17 protein-coding genes are annotated in these 21931 nt (G+C 49.8%); 16 read left to right on the top strand and 1 reads right to left on the bottom strand.

What is annotated here, in order from left to right:
- The first annotated feature begins 20 nt into the window (after positions 1-20).
- The 9 genes from CHH60_RS10695 (at position 21) to CHH60_RS10655 (ending at position 12471) form a co-directional block, all read left to right on the top strand.
- The gene (locus CHH60_RS10695) at positions 21-2948 is read left to right on the top strand and encodes an extracellular solute-binding protein (protein ID WP_095359183.1); all 2928 of its coding nucleotides are present in this window, start codon (positions 21-23) and stop codon (positions 2946-2948) included.
- Between the two features lie 75 nt (positions 2949-3023).
- Positions 3024-3935: a carbohydrate ABC transporter permease gene (locus CHH60_RS10690; protein ID WP_095288390.1), complete on the top strand. Its 912-nt coding sequence runs from the start codon at positions 3024-3026 to the stop codon at positions 3933-3935.
- A gap of 2 nt (positions 3936-3937) precedes the next feature.
- A complete protein-coding gene (locus tag CHH60_RS10685; RefSeq protein WP_017689719.1) occupies positions 3938-4801 on the top strand; it encodes a carbohydrate ABC transporter permease in 864 nt (287 codons plus the stop codon).
- Between the two features lie 11 nt (positions 4802-4812).
- Positions 4813-6279 carry a gluconolactonase gene (locus tag CHH60_RS10680; protein ID WP_095359182.1) on the top strand — a complete coding sequence of 489 codons (1467 nt, stop codon included), beginning with the start codon at positions 4813-4815 and terminating at the stop codon, positions 6277-6279.
- Positions 6260-6880 (top strand): YIP1 family protein, encoded by a 621-nt coding sequence (locus CHH60_RS10675; RefSeq protein WP_095359181.1) that lies wholly within the window; start codon positions 6260-6262, stop codon positions 6878-6880. Before CHH60_RS10680 ends, CHH60_RS10675 begins: the two co-directional genes overlap by 20 nt.
- 14 nt (positions 6881-6894) lie before the next feature.
- Positions 6895-9480 (top strand): DUF5696 domain-containing protein, encoded by a 2586-nt coding sequence (locus tag CHH60_RS10670; RefSeq protein ID WP_095359180.1) that lies wholly within the window; start codon positions 6895-6897, stop codon positions 9478-9480.
- Positions 9477-10376 carry a carbohydrate ABC transporter permease gene (locus tag CHH60_RS10665; RefSeq protein WP_095359179.1) on the top strand — a complete coding sequence of 300 codons (900 nt, stop codon included), beginning with the start codon at positions 9477-9479 and terminating at the stop codon, positions 10374-10376. Before CHH60_RS10670 ends, CHH60_RS10665 begins: the two co-directional genes overlap by 4 nt.
- Before the next feature lie 30 nt (positions 10377-10406).
- Entirely contained in the window at positions 10407-11417 is a 1011-nt protein-coding gene (locus tag CHH60_RS10660) for a carbohydrate ABC transporter permease (protein ID WP_095359178.1), read from the top strand.
- A 91-nt stretch (positions 11418-11508) separates the two neighbouring features.
- Positions 11509-12471: a glycosyl hydrolase gene (locus tag CHH60_RS10655; RefSeq protein ID WP_095359177.1), complete on the top strand. Its 963-nt coding sequence runs from the start codon at positions 11509-11511 to the stop codon at positions 12469-12471.
- 112 nt (positions 12472-12583) lie between these two features.
- On the opposite strand, the gene CHH60_RS10650 is transcribed toward CHH60_RS10655, so the two are convergent.
- Positions 12584-12865, bottom strand: coding sequence for a SunI/YnzG family protein (locus CHH60_RS10650; protein ID WP_095359176.1), 282 nt, complete (start codon positions 12863-12865; stop codon positions 12584-12586).
- A 211-nt stretch (positions 12866-13076) separates the two neighbouring features.
- Here CHH60_RS10650 and CHH60_RS10645 point away from each other — a divergent pair, with 211 nt between their 5' ends.
- The 7 genes from CHH60_RS10645 (at position 13077) to CHH60_RS10615 (ending at position 21890) form a co-directional block, all read left to right on the top strand.
- Positions 13077-13595, top strand: coding sequence for a GrpB family protein (locus CHH60_RS10645; RefSeq protein WP_095359175.1), 519 nt, complete (start codon positions 13077-13079; stop codon positions 13593-13595).
- 58 nt (positions 13596-13653) lie between these two features.
- Complete coding sequence (locus CHH60_RS10640; protein WP_095359174.1) at positions 13654-14196, top strand: hypothetical protein; 543 nt, start codon at positions 13654-13656, stop codon at positions 14194-14196.
- Positions 14197-14387: 191 nt separating this feature from the next.
- Positions 14388-15971, top strand: coding sequence for an extracellular solute-binding protein (locus CHH60_RS10635; RefSeq protein WP_441339389.1), 1584 nt, complete (start codon positions 14388-14390; stop codon positions 15969-15971).
- Between the two features lie 24 nt (positions 15972-15995).
- Positions 15996-16967 carry an ABC transporter permease gene (locus CHH60_RS10630; RefSeq protein WP_095359172.1) on the top strand — a complete coding sequence of 324 codons (972 nt, stop codon included), beginning with the start codon at positions 15996-15998 and terminating at the stop codon, positions 16965-16967.
- 53 nt (positions 16968-17020) lie between these two features.
- On the top strand, positions 17021-17893 hold the full coding sequence (locus CHH60_RS10625) for a carbohydrate ABC transporter permease (protein WP_095359171.1): 873 nt from the start codon (positions 17021-17023) through the stop codon (positions 17891-17893).
- A gap of 43 nt (positions 17894-17936) precedes the next feature.
- The gene (locus CHH60_RS10620; RefSeq protein ID WP_095359170.1) at positions 17937-20342 is read left to right on the top strand and encodes a helix-turn-helix domain-containing protein; all 2406 of its coding nucleotides are present in this window, start codon (positions 17937-17939) and stop codon (positions 20340-20342) included.
- Between the two features lie 30 nt (positions 20343-20372).
- Positions 20373-21890, top strand: a complete 1518-nt coding sequence (locus CHH60_RS10615) for a sulfatase family protein (RefSeq protein ID WP_095359169.1) — start codon at positions 20373-20375, stop codon at positions 21888-21890.
- Positions 21891-21931: the final 41 nt, after the last annotated feature.

Here is a 21931-nt window from a genome sequence, read left to right as displayed (position 1 = left end):
TGATGAGGAGGACTCGTAGAATGGCTGGAATTCTACAACGAAACCGATGGATCCTGCCTACTGTACTCGTAGCGGCTGCAGCCGGCATTTTGCTGTATTTCACTTCCGGTACGGATGTGGAGAGTGCAGATGTCCCGCCTGGCAGTCTGCCCGCTATTGAGGTGGATACAATCTTGCAGCAGACCAGGCAGAAGAAGGGATACGAACAATATGTAATCCAAGCAGGTGAAGCATCGCGGCCAGAGGTGGATATCACCATTGAAGTGGGGGACTACATACGAGCTGAGGGTGAAGAGGTCCGCAAACTGATCGATTATGAAGGCAAGGAAGGGGTTTCCTTGTATACCGGTGAGACAGGAGAGGTTGATTGGGTTGTCGATGTGCCGGAAACCGGAATGTACAATCTCTCGGCAGTTTATTTTCCTGTAGAAGGCAAAAGTTCCGCGATTGAGCGTGCGCTCTATATTGACGGTGAACTTCCATTTGCGGAAGCGGCCTATTTGCAATTTGACCGGGTATGGGGCAGTGAGAAAGAAGCCGCTGAGCAGGATAATCAGGGAAATGATCTTCGTCCGAAACAGGTGGAGAAACCCCGCTGGATGGAAGAGACGTTCCAGGATTCAGATGGATACGAGCAGGCACCATTCAAGTTTTTTCTAGAGAAAGGGGAACACACCCTAACGCTGAAATCTACGCGTGAACCGATGGTCATTCGATCCCTGCGGCTCTTCAACGAGAAGAATGTCCTTCCTTATGCGGAAACCGCAGGGGCAATGCAGACGGATTCTTCCGGACAGCCAAAAGATGTACTCATTCGGATTGAAGGAGAAGCGGCGATTGCCAAATCCTCACCAACGCTATACCCGACCAGCGAAAGGTCAAGTTCAGCAGTATTCCCGTATAGTGCTTCCCAAGTGCGCGTCAATACGATTGGTGGCTACAACTGGCGTCTGCCGGGACAGTGGATTGAGTGGGAGGTCGATGTGCCGGAGAGAGGACTTTATCATATCGGCTTTACTGCACAGCAGAATTTCGACAAAGGCATCTATTCCACGCGCAAACTGACCATTGATGGTGAGGTCCCATTTGCCGAGATGGCGAAAGCACCCTTCCGCTACCAAAGCGACTATCGCGTGGATGTGATGGGCGGGAAGGAACCCTACAAGTTTCAGCTGGAAAAAGGCAAACATGTCATACGGCTGGAGAACAGCCTAGGTGACTTCGCACCGTTGATACGCAATGTAGAGGATAGTCTGTATAACCTGAACTCCATGTACCGGCGAATTCTGATGATCACAGGCACCAAGCCGGATGAATTCCGGGATTACCGGGTGGAGAAGCAAATTCCGAACCTGCTGGAGGTATTTGCCGGGGAGAGTAAACGACTCAAGGACGTGGCAGCGCAGCTTCGCCTTCTATCTGGCCAGTCCAGTGATCAGGAAGCGTTGATCAAGACGATGGCACAGCAGCTGGACGAGATGATTGACAAGCCGGATACCATACCAAGACGGCTGGCAGCTTACAAAACAAATACAGGTGGGCTCGGAACATGGGTGCAGCAGGCACGGGAGCAGCCGCTTGAAATTGATGCCATGTATGTCGCGTCCATCGACACCAGTATCCCACATAAAGGGATGGGAGCGCTGGCGAAGGTCGGCCATGAAGCGAAGACATTCTATCATTCGTTCTTCATTGACTATAACCAAATCGGCAATGTTGCCACTTCGAAAGACCAGCGTACCGTGACGGTCTGGATTGGCAGTGGACGTGACCAGGCCAATACGATGAAGGCAATGATTGATGAGACCTTTACGCCGGAGAGCGGCATTAATGTCAATCTGAAGCTGGTGAACATGGGGACATTATTGCCGGCTACCTTGTCTGGTGAAGGACCGGATGTAGCGATGCAGATCGGCAATGACCTGCCGGTAAACTTTGCTATGAGGAACTCGGCAGTGGATCTGACCAAGTTTGCTGACTATACCTCAGTGGAACAGGAGTTCAGAGAAAGTGCGATCGTCCCCTATGTCTATGATTCGGGTGTGTATGCCCTGCCGGAAACACAGACTTTTAATATGCTCTTTTACCGAAAAGACGTACTCGCAGAACTGGGGCTTGAAGTCCCTCAAACGTGGGAAGACGTCGAAAGTCTGCTGGCTATTCTGAGCAAAAACCATATGGAATTCGGCATGCCGGTTGTGACTCAGGCCAATATGCAGGGTGTCAACATTCCGCCCAACTCGCAATACGCAACGATGCTCCTACAGAATGGAGGATCCTTCTACCGCAACGATGGCAAGGAATCCGATCTGGATTCACGTATCGGGATCGAGACATTCAAGCAGTGGACAGAGTTCTATACCGATTACAAGCTGGAGCGGGAATATGACTTTGCCAACCGCTTCAGAACAGGGCAGATGCCGATCGGCTTGACGGATTACACGATGTACAACCAGCTATCCGTATTTGCACCGGAGATTCGCGGACTATGGGGCTTCGTTCCTGTCCCGGGTACGGTACAGGCGGATGGCACATTGAATCGGGATGTGCCCGGCGGAGGCAGCGCAGTCATGATGCTGGAGAGCGCCAAGGATAAGGAAGCCGCGTGGGAGTTCATGAAATGGTGGACCAGCACACCGGTACAGGCTGAATTCGGCCGCGAGATGGAAGGACTGATGGGCGCTGCTGCGCGTTATCCAACGGCCAACATCAAGGCGCTTGATTCATTGCCGTGGCCAGCTGAGGATTATGCCAATCTTAAGGCACAATTCGAAACGGTGAAGGGCATTCCCGAAGTGCCAGGGGGTTATTTTACCGGGCGCCATCTGTTCAATGCCTTTTACAAAACGGTGGTTGGTCAAGTGGAAGCCAGAGAATCCATTATGGACTACACCCAGTATATTCAGGACGAGATTCGGGTCAAACGTAATGAATTTGGTCTTCCGTAAGCAGAGGGAGGGTTAACAGTGTCACAAATATCACTCCGAGACGGTCAACACAGTCCTCCTGAGAAGGCTTCAAGGATGGGCATGAAATCATGGTGGAGCTGGAAGCTCCAGGAGATGAAAGCCAGCAAGCATTCCTACGTCCTGCTGGCTCCCTACATGATTCTGTTCACCATGTTTACCGTGATCCCGGTTGTTATCTCTATCATTCTCAGCTTCACCTATTTCAACATGCTGGAGTTTCCGCGTTTTATTGGCTGGCAGAACTACACTCGGTTGTTTTTGGAGGATGACGTATTCCTGATTGCCATCAAGAATACGCTGCTGTTTGCCATTATTACCGGACCCATCAGTTATATTGCCTGCTTTGTGTTTGCCTGGATCATTAATGAATTGACGCCCAAATGGAGGGCATTCATGACGTTGATCTTCTACGCGCCATCCATTTCCGGGAATGTCTACTTTATCTGGTTGATGATCTTCTCGGGCGATCGCTACGGTATTGCCAATGGATTATTGATCCGATGGGGCTTCCTGCTGGAGCCGATTCAGTGGCTGAAGACCGAGGCGTACATCATGCCTATCCTTATCCTTGTGCAGCTGTGGCTGAGCTTGGGTACAGGGTTTCTGGCATTCATCGCCGGATTGCAGACAGTTGACCGGACGTTATATGAAGCAGGTGCGGTAGACGGTGTCAAAAATCGCTGGCAGGAGCTCTGGTATATTACATTGCCTTCCATGCGGCCGCAGCTGATGTTCGGTGCAGTCATTCAACTTACTACCTCGTTTGCCGTGGCAGACGTCTCCATCGCACTGGCTGGGTTTCCAAGCGTGAACTATGCAGCTGAGACGGTGGTCACTCACCTGATCGACTTTGGTACAACACGGTTTGAAATGGGTTACGCTTCGGCGATTGCAACCGTACTCTTCATGATTATGGTAGGCACTAACCTGCTTGTACAGAAATTGCTGCGAAGGGTGGGAGAATAGCTATGGCTGCAATTGCGACAGGCAAAAAGCGGGTGAATCGCTCGTTATCCGGTAGTCTCTCCCTGTTTGCCCTTCTGCTCGTATTTGGTGCCTTCATGGTACTGCCGCTAATCTATGCGATCAACAATGCATTCAAACCGCTGGATGAGATTTTTACCTTTCCACCGACGTTGTTTGTCAAAAATCCAACGTTCAGCAATTTTACGGATTTGCTGAATCTGCTGAGCGACTCGTGGGTGCCCTTCTCACGATATATATTCAATACCGTTTTTATTACGGGCATTGGTATTGTGGGCCATGTGCTTTTGGCTTCAGCAGCAGCCTATCCACTTGCCAAGCATAAATTTCCGGGCAAAGTGTTCATGTTCCAGGTGGTTGTGCTATCGCTCATGTTCACCCCTGCCGTAACGGCGATTCCCAATTATATGATCATGTCCTGGCTTGGCTGGATCGACACGTATTGGGCCGTTATCATTCCGGCATTTGCCTATTCACTTGGACTGTATCTGATGAAGCAGTTCATGGAGCAGATTCCGGATGCGCTGCTGGAAGCAGCGAAGATTGATGGTGCAAGTGAATACCGGATCTTCTGGTCGATTGTCATGCCGAATGTGAAGCCGGCCTGGCTGACCTTGATCATCCTGCTGTTCCAGATGTTATGGGGCAGCGACGGCAATGGCTACATTTACAGCGAACAGCTCAAGACACTGCATTACGCAGCAGGCCAGATTATTCAAGGCGGAATATCCCGGGCAGGAGCAGGTGCTGCGGTGGCACTTATTCTGATGAGTGTGCCGATTACACTGTTTATTTTCTCGCAGAGCCGCATTATTGAGACGATGGCGAGCTCGGGCATGAAGGATTGAGGGGGAGCGATATGGCACGCACAGTGAAAAGATGGCTTGTTCTCCTGGCGGCAGTATCCCTGCTGCTGGCGAATGCCGTGCCTGCGGCAGCTTCTTCGGCGCCGTATGAGAGTTATAACTACAACTCCTGGAGAGAAGCCGTTCCTTCCCCGGATGCCTATCTGCCCAAGCGAACCATCTCGGGCAGCGAATTGGGCATTGGGGAATTCAAGGATCCCAGTGATGTGAATGTATCTTCATCCGGTCAGATCTATATTTTGGATAGCGGCAACAGCCGGATTGTCATATTGGACGAAGAGTATAAGCTTCTTCGGGTCATGGACGGGTTCACGAGAGAAGGCAGCAAGGAAACATTCAATGCTCCCGGTGGACTGTTTGTGGATGAAGAGGAGCGAATCTACGTCGCAGATACAGGAAACAGTCGGGTCGTGATCCTGAATGCGAAGGGACAATTGAATCGTATTATCAATGCTCCCGAGTCGGATGTTCTGGCGACGGACTTTCAGTTCCAGCCGCTGAAGTTGACGGTTGACCATGTGGGCCGGGTTTATGTGGTAGCTCAAGGCGTTTACGAAGGAATTATGCAGTTTGACGAGACGGGGAAGTTCATCGGATACGTCGGCACCAATAAGGTGGAGCGGGACTACGGCGAATATATCTGGCGCATGTTCTCCACAAAGGCCCAGCGGGCACAGATGGTCCTGTTTGTACCGACCGAGTTTTCGAGCGCGGATATCGACCATAAAGGGTTTGTCTACGCTACCAACATCGATCCTGGTTCGAGTGAGCCGATCAAACGACTCAATCCGTCCGGAGAAGATGTGCTGAAGCGGTTTGGTTATTTTGACGTGAAGGGGGATATCCGGTTTCGCAACAATACAGGGCCATCCAAGCTCATTGATGTGAAAGTGCTGGGCAACGGCATGTACAGTGTGCTCGATGCGACACAGAATCGGGTGTTCACTTACGACGACGAGGGTCATCTGCTCTATATCTATGGTGGTAAAGGAAATCAGGTGGGCACACTCAAAACACCCGTTGCCATTGAGCAATCCGGCGATCACCAACTGGTTCTTGATCGGGGGAAGAGCAATCTGGTGGTCTATGAGCCGACTCGGTTTGGAACCCATGTGAATGAGGCGGTTGCCCTTCATTATCAGGGTGAGGATACGGAAGCTGTGCATATCTGGCAAGAAGTGCTGAAGCTGAATGCCAATTATGATATTGCCTATATCGGTATCGGCAAATCCTTGCTCATGGAGAAGAAAAATAAGGAGGCTCTCGGTTACTTCGAGCTTGGGATGGACCGCAAGAGTTATTCGGTGGCGTTCAAAAGATACCGGCGGGAGATGATGAAGGAACATTTCGGCACGTTTCTGACCGCAGGTATTGCCCTGATTTTCATTCTGATCCTGGCCCGGGTGGCGGTTAAATGGAGACGGAGGAGGCAGATTGACCGTGAAGCAGGATTACATTAAGTTTCCGCTGCATCTCATTTTTCACCCTATCGATGCATACTGGGACCTCAAGTCGGATAACCGGGGACGGATGCTTGTTGCCTTTTTGGCACTCGCGCTTACCATCATCATGATGACTTTGCAAAAGCAATACGCGGGATTTCTCGTCAATTTTACTGATCCTCGCACCATCAACAGTATTGTAGAGATCGCGACGGTTGCGGTGCCGTTCTTTCTATGGTGTATTGCCAACTGGTCGGTGACGACGCTGATGGAAGGGGAAGGCAAGTTCAGGGAAATCTTTCTGGCGACAGGATACTCACTCATTCCGGTTATTTTGATCTATGCCCCGATGATTGTGATCAGCCGGTTCATGGTGCAGGAGGAGACTGCTTTTTATTATCTGTTTAACAGCATCGCATTCTTCTGGTTTCTGCTGCTCCTGTTCATTGGCACGATGACGGTGCACCAATATACGGTGTTCAAAACGATCATTACGATGCTGCTGACGCTCATTGTGATGGGGATTATCGTTTTCCTCGGAGCGCTCGTGTTCAGTATGCTGCAGCAATTATATGAATTCGGTTATAACATATACCGCGAGTTGATTTTTCGGACCTAAAGGAGGCGGCATCCGTGATCAAAAGGCAACGATTATATACGGTGCTGGCCAGCGGCACAGCTGTGATTCTAATGACAGCCGGACTGCTGTATATGAACAACAGGGGAGTACCTGCTATAGAAGTAGCAGCTTATCTGGAAGCAACAACCGAGGGAATACCAGCCGAAACGGAGACACTGAAGTATCTGGCGGATACCTCGAAGGGTGTGCCAGGCATGCAATTGGTCGCTGAGGACCAGGGATTGGCGCTTTATTATAACGAGGAGACAACCGAGATCGCCGTGCGTAACGGAGCTAGCGGAGAGATCTGGTACAGCAATCCCAAAGAACGCACCCAAGATGGTCTGGCCTCGGCTTATGAGAAAGAAGTTCTGTCGTCCCAACTCAACATCTCCTTCCGGGATGCGATAGGTACACTGGAGAACTTTCCGAATTTCAGCACCAGTATTACCAACAAACAATTTGTTGCTGCCAATGTTGATGGGGGAATCCGGATTACTTACACACTTGGAGATACCACGCTCGGTATTGATGCATTGCCCAGATTGATTAGCAAACAGCGCCTGGAGGAAAAGGTTCTTTCGAAACTGGATGCTACCGCCGCAAGGTATGCTTCTGCCCGTTACTATCCAACCAAGGACAATCCGGATGTTCTGGAAAGGCTGGATGGACAGATTTCGAAGCAGCTCGTTCTAAACAAGATGCTGGATGCCTTTGAGACAGCGGGTTACACCGCAGACGATCTTGCTTATGACAATCAGGAAAATGGGGTTGAAGGTGGTGGGGCATCAGATAAGCCCAGCTTCGTCATCCCGGTGGAATATCGGCTGGATCAAGGCTCGCTGGTGGTGACCGTACCTCTGAGTCAAGTGGAAGAGAGTGGTCAATATCGTATTCGTAACATGGATTTGCTCGCTTACTTCGGTGCCGCGGATACAAAGGGCGAAGGGTATATGTTCGTGCCGGACGGGTCAGGCAGCTTGATCCATCTGAATAATGGAAAGGTCAAGGAAGAGCAGTATGTACAGCGTGTATACGGTGCAGATCCTAACGACAATTCGCTCAGTCGGCCCCAGGTCAGCGAATCAGCCCATATGCCTGTATTTGGTCTCAAGAACGGGGAGCATGCCTGGTTTGCCGTGATTGAAAAAGGAGACGGAATGGCCAGCATCTCTGCCGATATCGGAGGCAGGCAGAACAGTTACAACCATGTACATGCGACCTTCTCCCTGCGTGGGGAGGATGAACTGGAGATGTATACCTCGCAGAAAATGCAGGAGATTCAACTGCTGAGTGAAGAGCCTTTTCGCGGAGATATCCAGGTCCGATATCATTTCCTGCATGGAGAAGATGCCAGTTATTCCGGTATGGCTCGCCTGTATCAGCAGCAGTTGGTGGATGGGGATGTGCTGAAGCCGCTGGAAGAACAGACGGAGCTGCCGTTCTATGTGAGTGTACTCGGTGCAGTCGACCAAAAAGCCTCATTTCTGGGTGTGCCTTATCGGACCACACTAGCCATGACGACGTATGAACAGGCTGCCGACATGGCAGCAAAGTTACAGCAGGAAGGTGTGAGCCGTGTACAGATGCGGTATCAGGGCTGGTTCGGTGGCGGGTTCAGCCACCATACGCCGACCCAAGTGAAGCTGGATCGTGAAGTAGGAAGTCGTTCTGAGCTGCAGGAGCTGTCTGCCCGATTGCAGCAGTCAGGGGGAGCCCTATTCCCTGATGTGGCATTCCAGCGAATCTATCATGATGACTCGCGTTTTGCGCCGTCTTCCGATGCGGCCCGGTTTGTAACCAAGGAGACCGCGGAATTGTATCCTTACAGTCCTGCTCTCAACCGAATGGATCAGAGCAAGGACAGCTATTATCTGCTCTCGGCTGCGAAGCTTCCTTATGTGATCAGCGAATTTGCCGGGAACTTTACAAAACTGGAACTCGGCGGATTATCACTCCGTGATCTCGGGCAGGTTCTGACTTCCGATTATCGGGATAACCGTGTCATTCACCGCGAGACGGCCAAGAACATTGTGAAGGAGCAGCTTGGCAAGCTGCATCAGGAGTATCCGAGTATGATGTTGTCATCGGCTAATGCTTATGCATGGGGATATGCAGAGCATGTAGTCGATGTGCCTCAAGGCTCCAGTTGGTTCAACATTACCGATGAGGAAGTTCCTTTTTATGAAATGGTCATTCATGGATATATGTACTACGCAGCATCCCCCATGAATACGTCAGGAGATCAGGACTTGCGCAAGCAGCTCCTGCGAAGTATTGAGCTTGGTGCAGCTCCGCATTTCCAATGGACTCATGAACCATCATCCAGGCTGAAGTTAACGAATTATGATTCGGCTTATGCTACCGCGTACGAAGACTGGATAGATGACGCGGTTGTTCTGTACAAGGAAGCAAATGAGGTGTTGAAAGGGTTGGGGAATCAGCAGATGACCGGGCATGAACGAATTCAGGAAGGCGTGGTCCGGGTCACGTACAGCGGCGGTACGACTATCCTTGTAAACTACACTGACGATCGGGTAACTGTAGACGGAGTGTCGGTTGGCAAAATGGACTATGCCGTGGAAGGAGTGAGCCAATGAGAACTCTGCGTTTATCATTGAAATCACGGAGAGCACTGCTCGGTCTTGCGTTTATCTCGCCGTGGCTGCTTGGTTTCATCTTCCTTTTTGCCACACCGCTCCTGCAATCGATTCGGTTCAGCTTCAGCAACTTGTCAGTGGCTCCAGGAGGATACGTTCTTGACTTTGTCGGACTGAAAAATTTTAAGGATGCACTTCTCGTGGATGCTACCTTTAACCGGATCCTGATTGATTCGGTTGGGGCCATGCTGCTAAATGTGCCCATGATATTGTTTTTCAGTCTGTTTACGGCGACCCTGCTCAATCAGAAGTTCAAGGGCAGAACCATGGCGCGGGCGATCTTCTTCCTGCCCGTTATTCTGGCCTCCAGTGCGGTAGCGGCAGCCGAATCTGCAGGTCTGATCAATTTGATGGGCGACGCCAGCGCCGTTGAATCGACGGCTGATGGAGGAGCTTCGTTTAACGTGGTTTCCATCGTGCGGATGCTGGCCGATGTTGGACTGCCGATGGCCTATGTGGATTATATCGTGGAAGCCATCATGCGAATTTACGAGATCATTAGCCGCTCAGGCGTTCAGATTCTGATCTTTCTCGCCGCCCTGCAGTCCGTACCTGGTTCCATGTATGAAGTAGCCAAAATCGAAGGGGCAACGGCCTATGAATCATTCTGGAAAATTACATTTCCAATGGTCAGTCCGCTGATATTGACGAATGTCATTTATACGATTATCGATTCATTTGCTGGAAGTCCGGTTACACAAGCCATCTACCAAACGGCATTTAAGACCCAGAATTTTGGCCTGAGCTCGGCAATGTCCTGGCTGTATACGCTGGTGATCGGCCTTGTGCTGCTCGTTGTCGGCTGGGTATTGTCACGGCGGGTGCATTACAACTGACGGTTCATGTAAAAGGAGGGCTACTAGACTATGGCTGTGTCGGGAACGGATCGCATGGTGGTGGTTCCGAAGCAGAATTATCAACTGCAGCGAGTTCGGAATAAAACATCGGACCTCCTGTATTCCATATTCAGATATGCATTGATCATCGGCATTTCATTTATTATTCTGTATCCGTTATTTCTTAAAATCTCGGTTGCGTTCAAGGATAAACAAGACATCTATAATCCAACCATTTATATGATTCCCCAGCATTTCACGCTGGACAATATCAGGCTGGCCGCACAGGTAATGGATTACCTGCCTTTGCTCGCGAACACCTTGCTGTTTGTTACCATAACCACGCTTTTGACGGCGATATCCTGTGCGCTTGCCGGATATGGATTTGCCCGCTTTACTTTTCCAGGCAGCAATGTCCTCTTTGTGCTGGTGATTCTCACCATTCTGGTGCCGACAAGCACGCTGATGGTACCGATGTACCTGCATTTCCGGAGTTTCGACTTTCTGGGCATTATTCAGCTGTTTACGGGCAGGGAGGGGGTCAATCTGTTAAATACCTATTGGCCTTCCATGATTACTGCAGCGACGGCCGGTGGGCTGAAGGCAGGGCTATTCATTTATATTTTCAGACAGTTCTTCAAGGGTATGCCCAAAGAGATCGAAGAAGCTGCGCTGATTGATGGCGCGGGCGGATTCCGTACATTTGCCCGAATCATGCTGCCCAACGCCATTTCACCACTGATCACAGTTATTCTGTTTTCCTTTGTGTGGCAGTACAATGATACGTTCTATTCGGCGCTGTTCATGAGTGAAAGTTCATTGATCTCGCTGAAGGTCGCTTCATTACCTGCTCAGGCGAATCAGTTGATTCCCCAACTGATGGGTTTTGGTTCGAGTTCCGGCATGAAGGCTGATCCGAACTATGTCGCCATGATCGTGGATACGGGCATTTTGCTGGCGATTGCACCGCTGATTATTTTGTATCTGTTTGTACAGCGTTATTTCGTGGAAAGTATTGAGCGTTCTGGCGTTGTTGGTTAAGCGGGTTTGGCGTGGTCATATAGGATACGCAATTCGGTTGATTTTGATATTTGGGTCGCTATGTACCCTGCCTTGGAATGGGGGATTATCAATGACGGAAAATAAGATAAGCAGTACCTTGGTGAATCAAGATGCGACTTCCGAGGCCAGGGAATTGATGAAGTACTTGGTGAAGAGTTATGGGACGGCAGTACTCTCGGGTCAGCAGGAATACAGCAACTTGAACTGGATTAATGAGAATACGGGACGGAAACCGGCTGTGATTGGGTTTGATCTGATGGAATACTCACCTTCAAGGACAGAGCGGGGAGCGACTTCCGAAGAAATACGAGATATGATTGCATGGCATCAGCAAGGCGGGATCGTGACCTTGTGTTGGCACTGGAATGCACCGTCCCAACTGATCGATGAACCTGGTAAAGAGTGGTGGCGGGGATTTTATACGGAGGCCACAACGTTCGATCTCGCCTCCGCGCTGGCTCACCCCGAATCAGATGAGTATGCCTTGTTGATCCGGGATATCGATGTGATCGCCGGGCATCTGCAAGAACTTAAGGATGTAGGCGTGCCCGTGTTATTCCGCCCGCTTCATGAAGCCGAAGGGGGTTGGTTCTGGTGGGGAGCGAAGGGACCTGAGCCTGCCAAACAGTTGTATCGTCTGCTGTATGATCGATTGGTCAACCAACATCAGCTAAATAATCTTATCTGGGTGTGGAACTCGGAACAGCCGGAATGGTATCCGGGCGATGATGTTGTGGACATTGTGAGCGTGGATGTATATCAGAAGGCAGGGGACCATGATCCACTTGCAGAACGCTACGAGAACTTGCGGAATTTGGTGAGTGACAGCAAAATGATAGCACTTGCGGAGAACGGCTCCATTCCTGATCCGCAGCAGATGGAGGAGCAGGGCATTCATTGGAGCTGGTTCTGTACCTGGACAGGTGAATTTCTGAGGGGTGGCCAGCATAATACTGTGGATTTCTTAAAAGAAGTGTACAACAGCGACTATGTCATAACTCTGGATCAGTTGCCTGAGTGGAGTTGGAAATAGTCGTTCAAGGCGTTCAGCGTATCGTGAACCTAAAAAGCGTTAGCATGGCATAAGAAATTATGCGGATGCCAGCGCTTTTTTAATCGTGATTTTTATGGATGGTGGATGATAATTAAATGTAATGGTTACTCGCTGAGCTCGATATCAGAGCATTGATCTTCGGAAATAAAGTCTCATTGGAAGTGAACAGGACGTAAGATTGATGGGGTGTGCGGATTAGAATGGTTTCAGAAGCGCCATACGCTGCGCCGATTCGAATGGCTGAAGGCTCACTTCCACCATAGGTATCCTCAAGGGTAACGGATTGGATATCTGTTATCGGAATACTAATTTTAGAAAACTGCCAGCGAATGATCAGTTGATCTTTTTCTTGCTCTACTTTTACACCTAACATCGTATGTCCTCCTAATCAGTGATAAGTTAAGGTGAACTACCTTTATACCAGTTTATCATTAAGTGGTTAATATTTCCTTGTTAATAACGAATAATGCTAAATAAACAATTTGAAGCCAGACCGAATTGATTTACAACAGTTATTTCCATCATTGTTCACGTGATGTACACTATGACTAATAAATGTAAGGTACAGAAAGGCTTGAATCACTATGAGAGAAGAAGTGGTCGTATCGGAATATGACCCAAGATGGGTTGAGGATTATCACGAAGAACGTAATAAAATCATGATGGTGCTGGCAGAGATCTGCGTGGATTTTAAACATATTGGGAGTACATCTGTGCCGGGTCTAGGCGCGAAACCATTAATCGATATGATGGCAGGAGTACACGAGTTGAACGATGTGAAGGCAGTACATATGGAAGCATTGGGACAACTGGGGTACGAGTATGTGCCCAAGTCGGATTTTCCGGAACGTTTGTTTTTCCGAAAAGGACAATGGAGAGCAGGTACGCATCATCTTCATATCTACAAGTACAGGAGCCTGGAATGGACGGATAACTTGCTGTTTCGCAATGCTCTCAGGAGAGACACGGAAATTATGCAAGAGTACTACGCGTTGAAGAAAAAGCTGGAACAGCAGTTCAGACATGACCGTGTGAGGTACACCGCAGCCAAAGCTTCTTTTATTCAATCCGTCATCCGGAAGGCCAGACTGTATAATGAATAGATAACGCTAGTTTGATAGAAGAGTGTGTATTTGTATCAATGACAAAGGTGTGATCTGTATGACAGACCTGAATGCATATCATTATTTTGAGAAAAGTATTGGACCGTTCCGCAATCTCTCCAGCTTGTCTAAACAGGATGCGGAAGTCGTTGCACAGCAACTCAGGCAGGAAGGCCGGAATTTTGCCAGTCAACGTTCAGCCGATTACATCACGATTCGCAGAATGCTCGAACAAAAAGCGTACGAGCAGTTTACTGCCAAAGGTGGGAGACCGACAAGCTCCTATCCCCATTACATGACTCTGGGTAAATGTGAGTGGCTAACATCGTGGTATACGGAACCGGAGAGGATCGCCATTTCTTGGTGTGATCTGCCTCCCGAAACCGTAAGTTTTACCTATGGAGATCTCTTCCCAACCATGCGTTATTCGGATGATAAGCCGTATCGTAAGCAGGTGTATACCAAAGATGAAATCCTTCAGGTCATACAGTTCTATGGGTGGCCTCAGGAATGGAACCGGAATGGTGAATTGGGCCCGGAACGTTATATAGAAGTTCAGGTGTGGGATGAGCTGATCATCCAACCGTACCAAGGCATTTGAGGTTTATTTACTGCCATGATTACCAGTGCAAAAAAGTGCAATTGCAGGAAATACGGGTGTTCGTTATAGTGAGTGAAAGCTTTGAGGTGACCGGGAATAACCTCTTTTCCAGGGTCAGTCAAAGCCCCTTTTTTAATCGTTAATCCGATTAATACGATAGGTTTAAGAGACTAAGGAGGATGGGAAAGCCTATGCTAAACGTGGGGAAACGTAACACCCGTAATTTGATCTGGATCATATCTGTTGTGTTGGTCTTGTCTGTCGTGCTTAGTGCATGTGGGAGTCAAGAAGCAGGGCAAACGAGTGGAAGTGGCGGCAGCGGCAATGCGAATGATCCACTGGAAGTCAGCATCATGACCATTACACCCAGTGCGGTTCCTGCGGCTGATGACAATGTAATCAAACGGGCGATCGAAAAAGCAACGAACTCCAAAATGAGCATTCAGTGGGTTTCGAACAATATTTATGGTGACAAGCTGAACCTGACGCTCGCTTCTGGTGATATTCCTGATCTCATCATGATTAACGATCCGTTTGGAAGCACCTTTACCAAGATGGTCAAGCAAGGAGCGTTCTGGGATATCACGCCATATATCCAGGAATATCCGAACCTGAGCAAGGGCATTCCCGATATTGCCTGGGAATCAACCAAGGCAGCAGACGGCAACAATTATGGCATACCGCGCCCTAGGCCGGTGACGGGAGATTCCTTTTTCATTATCCGGAAGGACTGGCTCGACAAATTAAACCTGCAGGTGCCTGAGACAACAGATGAATTATTCGATGTTATGAAGGCATTCGTGGAACAGGATCCTGATGGGAACGGACAACCGGATACCACGGCGCTTGCCGCTTATGTCAGTCCGGATGATCTCGGTTGGAGTGGCAATCTCGGCCCGGTGCTGGGTGCCATTGAGAATTCTTTTGTCGGAAGCAACAGCAGTTGGAAGTGGGATGAAACCGAGGGGAAACTGATATACAGGGAGCTGCTTCCCGAGGTCAGGGAATCCCTTCAATATCTGACGAAAGCCTACAGCAGCGGCATGATGCCCGAGGATCTTCTGTCGCTGAAGCTGACACAGGCAAGGGAATTGTTCAAGCGCAATCAGGCAGGCATTATTGTGGACAAGACAGGCACGATGCGCAAAATCTATGCGGATGATCTGAAGAAAGTCGATCCTTCCTTTAAGTATACGGACTTCTACCCTCTTACCAATCTGAATGGCTACAACCCAAAAGGCTCGGGTTACAACGGCATTCTGGCGATTCCTGCAAGCGTACCGGAAGAGAAGATGAAACGAATTCTCCAACTCGTCGATACCTGGATGAACCCGGAAGTGTTTGAAATTCAGCAGTTTGGAATTGAAGGTACCCATTATGAAGTGGTCGATGGCAAAAAAGTAGCAAGTACCGAGAAATTAACGGCGGACAACGCCTCGGATTTTAACCATATCGTTAACGTTATTGATCTTCCTTGGGATACCACGGGTGAGACAGAAGAAGAGACCCAGGCGAATGAACTATTCAAAAAAGTGGAGACCGAACGGGACAAAACGAGTGTAGCTGACCTGTCCGCGGGTCTTCAATCGGAGACAGGGCAGAAGATTCTGCCGGAATTAAACAAGAAGATACAGGATCTCAAGGCCAAAATCATTCTGGGCCGCGAGTCCATCGAAGCTTGGGATACCTTTGTGGAATCTTTGCGAAATGATCCAAATGTCCAGGCCATGAGTGATGAGATGACGGAGGCTTATAAGAAAAGAAACGGACAATGAATCTGAGGGGAGGAGCTGCAGCCCATGGGCGATACCGAGCAACACCTTAGCACACACAAGGGAAGGCAGACTTCATCCAAAAGAAACAGACGAACGAAATGGCTCTCCGCACTGCGGCGCGATCGATCGTTATATTTGCTTGCTCTACCGGGCATCCTGTTCTTTCTCGTTTTCAAATATATCCCGATGTGGGGTATCGTCATTGCGTTTCAGGACTACTCCCCCTTCCGGGGGATTCAGGGCAGTGAATGGGTTGGGTTACAGCACTTTACCACCTTTTTTGCCAATCCAGACTTTGCCCTGCTGTTTCGAAATACACTGGCAATCAGCCTGCTGAATCTGATCTTGTTTTTTCCATTCCCGATTCTGATCTCGCTGGGGCTCAATGAGCTGCGTAACGTGACGTACAAGCGATTGATTCAGACGGTGATCTATATGCCGCATTTCCTCTCCTGGGTCATCATAGCGGGACTGACATTCCTTCTGTTCGCCAAGGGGACGGGACTGGTCAACGAGTTATTTGCCTTATGGGGCTGGCCGAGGGTGGACTTTCTGACGAACCCGGACAGCTTCTGGATTATGGTCACCTTGCAGGCAATGTGGAAGGAAGCTGGATGGGGAACGATCGTGTTTCTCGCTGCCATGGCAAGTGTGGATACCCAGCTATATGAGGCAGCACGAATGGATGGGGCGGGACGGCTCCGTCAGATCTGGCACATTACGCTTCCTGCCATCCGGAGTGTCATCGTCGTGATTCTCATTTTAAGACTGGGGGACATCATGGAGGTAGGATTTGAACAGATCTTCCTGATGTACAACGGAGCAGTATCAGAAGTGGCTGAAGTGTTTGACACTTATGTATACCGTACGGGAATTGAGCAGGGAGATTACAGCTATAGTACGGCGGTTGGACTATTCAAATCAGTGGTCGGGCTGGCGCTTGTAGTGATTGCAAACCGTTTGGTGAAACGCATGGGTCAAGAAGGGGTTTATTAGTGCCTAGCTAATTCGGTCCGTTTCTATAAGAACTAGTGGGAGGAGGTTTTGGGATGTACCGTTTGAAATGGAGTGAGCGGATCGGTCATTCTCTGAATGCAATCGTCCTTGGACTGCTGGCGGTGGCGATGTTTTTTCCGCTGTATTATGTTTTTGTCGTTTCGTTCACGGATCCGGGAGAGTATCTGCAAAAGAAAATCATACTCTTCCCGCAGCGCTGGTCTGCGGAAGCGTATACCTATCTTCTGTCCACGCCTGCCTTCGCACGCTCGCTGGGGAACAGTGCCTTTCTAGCAACTGTAGGTACAGTGTGCAGTCTCGCCGTATCCTCTTCCCTGGCCTATGCCCTGTCCCAGAAGAGGTTTTATTTCCGAAAAGTAATGATGTTTCTGATCGTACTGACCATTTTGTTCAGCCCTGGAATTATCCCGAACTACTTGCTGGTCAGGGAGCTCGGGCTAATCAACAACATTTGGGCATTGATTCTGCCTGCGCTTGCCAATGGCTGGACGGTGCTGCTTATGAAAAATTTCTTCGACAGCCTGCCTGCGGAGATCAGTGAAGCGGCTTCCATCGATGGTTGCAGTGCAATCCGGACCTGGTACACCCTTGTGCTCCCCTTGTCGATGCCTGCGCTTGCAGCGTTTGGCTTGTTCTTTGCAGTAGGGTACTGGAATCAATTTTTCGCGGCACTTTTGTATTTGAATGATTCTGCGAAGTGGCCCATTCAGGTGCTGCTGCAAAACATGCTGCTGAACGCGTCCAATATTGATCTGGTTGCACCTGGACAGCAGGTGGAGACACCACCGACAGAGATGTTGAAGATGGCCGCCATCATTGTAGCCATTCTGCCGGTGCTGGTGGTATACCCGTTTATTCAGAAGCATTTTGCAAAAGGAGCCATGGTCGGCTCAGTGAAAGGATAAATCTGAATTCAGGCGGGTATTTCCGGAAAGGAGGTACAGCGAGATGTTATTCAAGCGTACACGAGATCCTATGCCCAAAGGGCGTTATTTCAGGCGCAGCCTGATGATGATTCTGTTGATCGCCTGCATTCCGGGAGTCATTACGGGAGTGCTGCTGTATGGATGGATTACTATCAAAATGGAACATATTTTGCAGCAAACGCATCTGCGGCAATTTGAACAACGCACCGCATGGGTCGGCGAACAATTGGATGCGCTTGAACTGACTTTCTCACAGTGGGCCTTCGATCCGGTGTTCGATAACCGTCTGAAGGAACTTGATTTTGTCTACAAGTACAAGCAGGTTCATGAGCTCTATCGATTGCTCCTGATGATTCAGAATTCCAATACGCTGATTGGCAAGGTTCAACTGTATCTTGAAGAACCCAGAGCGGTGAAGATGGATTCGGAGCGATATGATTTTATAAGCGACCCTAAGGAAATTGAAACGTACCACAGCCTGACTGAACAGCCGCGTGCCACCTATTGGTCCCGTTCCTTGGATGGCGCCTCCATGATGATGGTGAATCGGCTTCCGAATGGCAGTGATGATTCTCTGGGTGCGTTAACTATAACCTTGGATAACAAACAGTTTGGCAGCATGCTGCAAACCTTGTCTCCGTATGAGGGCGGGACGACCTTTTTGCTGAATGAACAGGGAGTACCATTGCTTCCGCAGGACCAAAATCTGGGTGGATTACAGCGTGCTGTCCGTGAACATGTGCTCAAGCTTGAAGAGAAGCCCAGCTCCTTCCTGATGGAATACGAGGGTATGACCTATTCGATTCAGTCAGGAACTTTTCGAAGATTGGGTACAGATTGGACCTACATATCTGCGGTTCCGTTGAATGAAATTGTAGCTCCGATTGTGTCAGTACCCCGAATCGTTCTGCTCATTAACGGAGGTGGATTGTTACTGGCTCTGCTCCTGTCATGGATTGGTTCGCTACAGCTCTACAAGCCATTCACGAGATTGCTACGAATATTTACTGCAAACGGTGAGGCCGAAGAGGGTACTGTTCCTGCTCGGACTTCATGGACAATTGGAGCGGCATCGTCTAGCTCGGCCGTGCAGCTGGATGAAATCAAGCATATCGAACAGCACTGGATTGGCGTGAATCGGGAACGTGAATCCCTCCAGCGGCGGCTGGAGGAACATCTACCACTCGCGAGGGAGAGTCTGCTGATCCAGCTGACGCTAGGTCATCTGCTGTTACCCAGTGACCGTGAATGGCGGGAACGTCTGTCCCAAGTGGGATGGAATCTCCACGACGAGCAGTTCATGATTATGCTGGCTCATATACGTCCAAGTGCTGTTACCCTTCAAGAGGGCGGCTACATCAATCGGAGTGAATCACCAGAATGGATCAGTTTGGCAGCAGCCGAGATTTTGGGAACACAGCTCGAAGATTTCCCCTACCCCTCAGAAATACTCAATTATCACGACATGTCGATCGCTCTGCTGCTCGCCATTTCTCCAGATGACCAACCGGAGGCTCTTGCATTCCGGGAACAATTCATTGCAGTAGGGCAGCGATGGTTGGAGACCGTGCAGTCCGAGTTGGATGTACGTTTGACGATCTCCATTAGCAAGATCACATCCGATGCCTCTCATATACCGCAGCTGGTCAGAGAGTCGAGAGCTGTTTTGAGGCAAAGGCAGTTTTCTTCAGGTGCAGGCATCATCGATATGAATGAAAAGGCAGAGCAGGATAGGAAGGAACAGGGAACGTATCCGCTTGAATTGGAACAGGACATCATTGCGGCCTTACGTAACGGCGATCAGGAAACAGCCATGGAGCGCTTCCGATTGTTCATTGGCAGCTACGCCCATGTAGAAGCTACAGAGAATCAGGCCAGACAGGCAGTTTTTCAACTGCTCGCCCGGATCCAACACACCCTTTTGCAGTTAGGCGAAGATCCGGTACAACTATTTGGTTTGGCGGTGTATGAAGAGGTGCTGCAGCTGGGTGACCTGGATGAGTTATTCTCATGGTTCAAGGAACGAATCGTGCATGTTTGCGTGGAGGAATTCACTGGCAAGGAGGAGAAGCAGATACAGATGGCTGTGCATCAGATCAAGGAGCATGCCGAACAAGAGTATGCAGAAGCGTTATCGCTGGATGAACTCGCAGACATTCACGGAATTCACTCCTACACGTTAAGCCGGGAATTCAAGCAGGCATTCGGACAGAACTTTGTGGACTATTTGACAGAGGTGAGACTCAGTCGGGCTAAGGTACTGCTCGAATCCACAGACGTCAAAATCAATGAAATTGCAGAGCAGGTTGGTTACCAGCCCAGTTATTTTAACCGTTTGTTCAAGAAAAGCGAGGGAACGACGCCCAGTCGATATCGGGAGGACGTTCGTAAGCAGCGTGAGCATACTCGGGGCAACTGCTCCGTCTAATCTTCTGGACTAAGGAGAGTGGAATTTAACGTGTCACAGGCGAAGCCCAACATTATTTTTCTGATGACGGATCAACAGCGATGGGACTGCATTGGAACATTTAACGAACATATTCATACGCCGAATCTGGATCGACTTGCTTCGGAGGGGATTACGTTCCGTGAAGCGGTATGCCAATCTCCAATGTGTGCACCAAGCCGTAGTTCGATGATGATGGGATATTACCCATCACAGCTTGGAGTTCGCACGAATTACGGCGGTCTCTTTGAGGAAGACAAATTGCCGTCCGAGCCGCTACCTGAGTTGATGCAGCGAGCAGGGTACCAAACAGCCGGATTCGGGAAAACCCATTGGAATCATGGCGAAGGCGTGGATGAACCCTCTACACGCGGGTTCGAAGTGAGGTTCATCGGCCTCTCCCGGCAGAGCGGTCATTACGAGCAAGGGGCTACCATGATGGGAGATTCTCATCCTGAAGCGCTTGAAGCTTACCATCAGGAGACGAAGGACTTTGGTGGCGGAGAGGAAAACGTCAACGGCTACACGGGTCTTACGAGCCAGATTCCCATGAATCAGCATCGAGACGGATGGGTAGCCGAGCAGGCACTACATTTTTTGGATGAGGGAATAGACCCGGAAAGGCCATTGTTTTTTTATCTGTCCTTCCTGAAGCCGCATGCGGGATTCAATGTACCTCGGGAGTTTGAAGAACTCTACAAGCTGGAGGACATCCCGGATATTCCTCAGCCGCCATGGAAAGATGAAGCTTCAACGCATCTGGCAGCTTCGGATGATCTGAACGGGAATAGTCGTGATGCGTACCTCGACAAGAAGAGAGTGTGGGAGGAACGAAGTCCGGAAGAGCGGCGGAGGACCACGCTCAGGTATTGGGCAAACTGCTCCTGGCTGGACCATTATTTTGGACAGGCTTTGGAGAAGCTGGAGAAACTGGGAAGGCTGGACCATGCACTGATTGTATTTGTATCGGATCATGGAGAAATGCTGGGAGAGAGGCAGTACCGCTTCACCAAATATAATCTGTATGACAGCAGCGTAAGAGTGCCGCTCATCCTGGCGGGTACCTACATTCCGCCTGACAAGCGGGGAACGATGGACCGGATGCCAGCGGAGCTGGTGGACCTGGTACCGACGTTAACGCGAGCAGCAGGACTTGCCGCGAACCCGATGTTACCGGGGGTGGATTTGCTGGGCAATCTCCGGCACCGCGGAACATTTTGCGAATTTCATGGCAAAGGTGTAACGGCGCCCCATTCAGCGCCAGCTTATATGTGGCGGACAGCGGAGTGGAAGCTTATTCTGTACATTGAAGGTTCTGTCGCGGAGTCTGCTTCCAGAGTGCATGAAACCAGGGGCGAATTGTATCATCTGACTGCTGATCCGCATGAATGGACGAATCTGTATGAAGAACAGCAGCATGCCAGCATCAGGGAGCAGTTGAAGACGGAGCTGCTGATGCATCTGGCGGTTAGCTGGGCGAAGGGCCCGTTTTTCTACGATCGTGGAGGAACCAAGCCGTTAGAGTCGTGAGAGCAATAGTTGCTCTAATACTCACTGACATTTCCTAATGA

The sequence above is a fragment of the Paenibacillus sp. 7523-1 genome (assembly GCF_002276415.1).
GTDB lineage: Bacteria > Bacillota > Bacilli > Paenibacillales > Paenibacillaceae > Paenibacillus > Paenibacillus illinoisensis_A.
The sequence above is the reverse complement of the archived record's forward strand: the minus strand, read 5'-3'. Positions and strand labels throughout refer to the sequence as shown.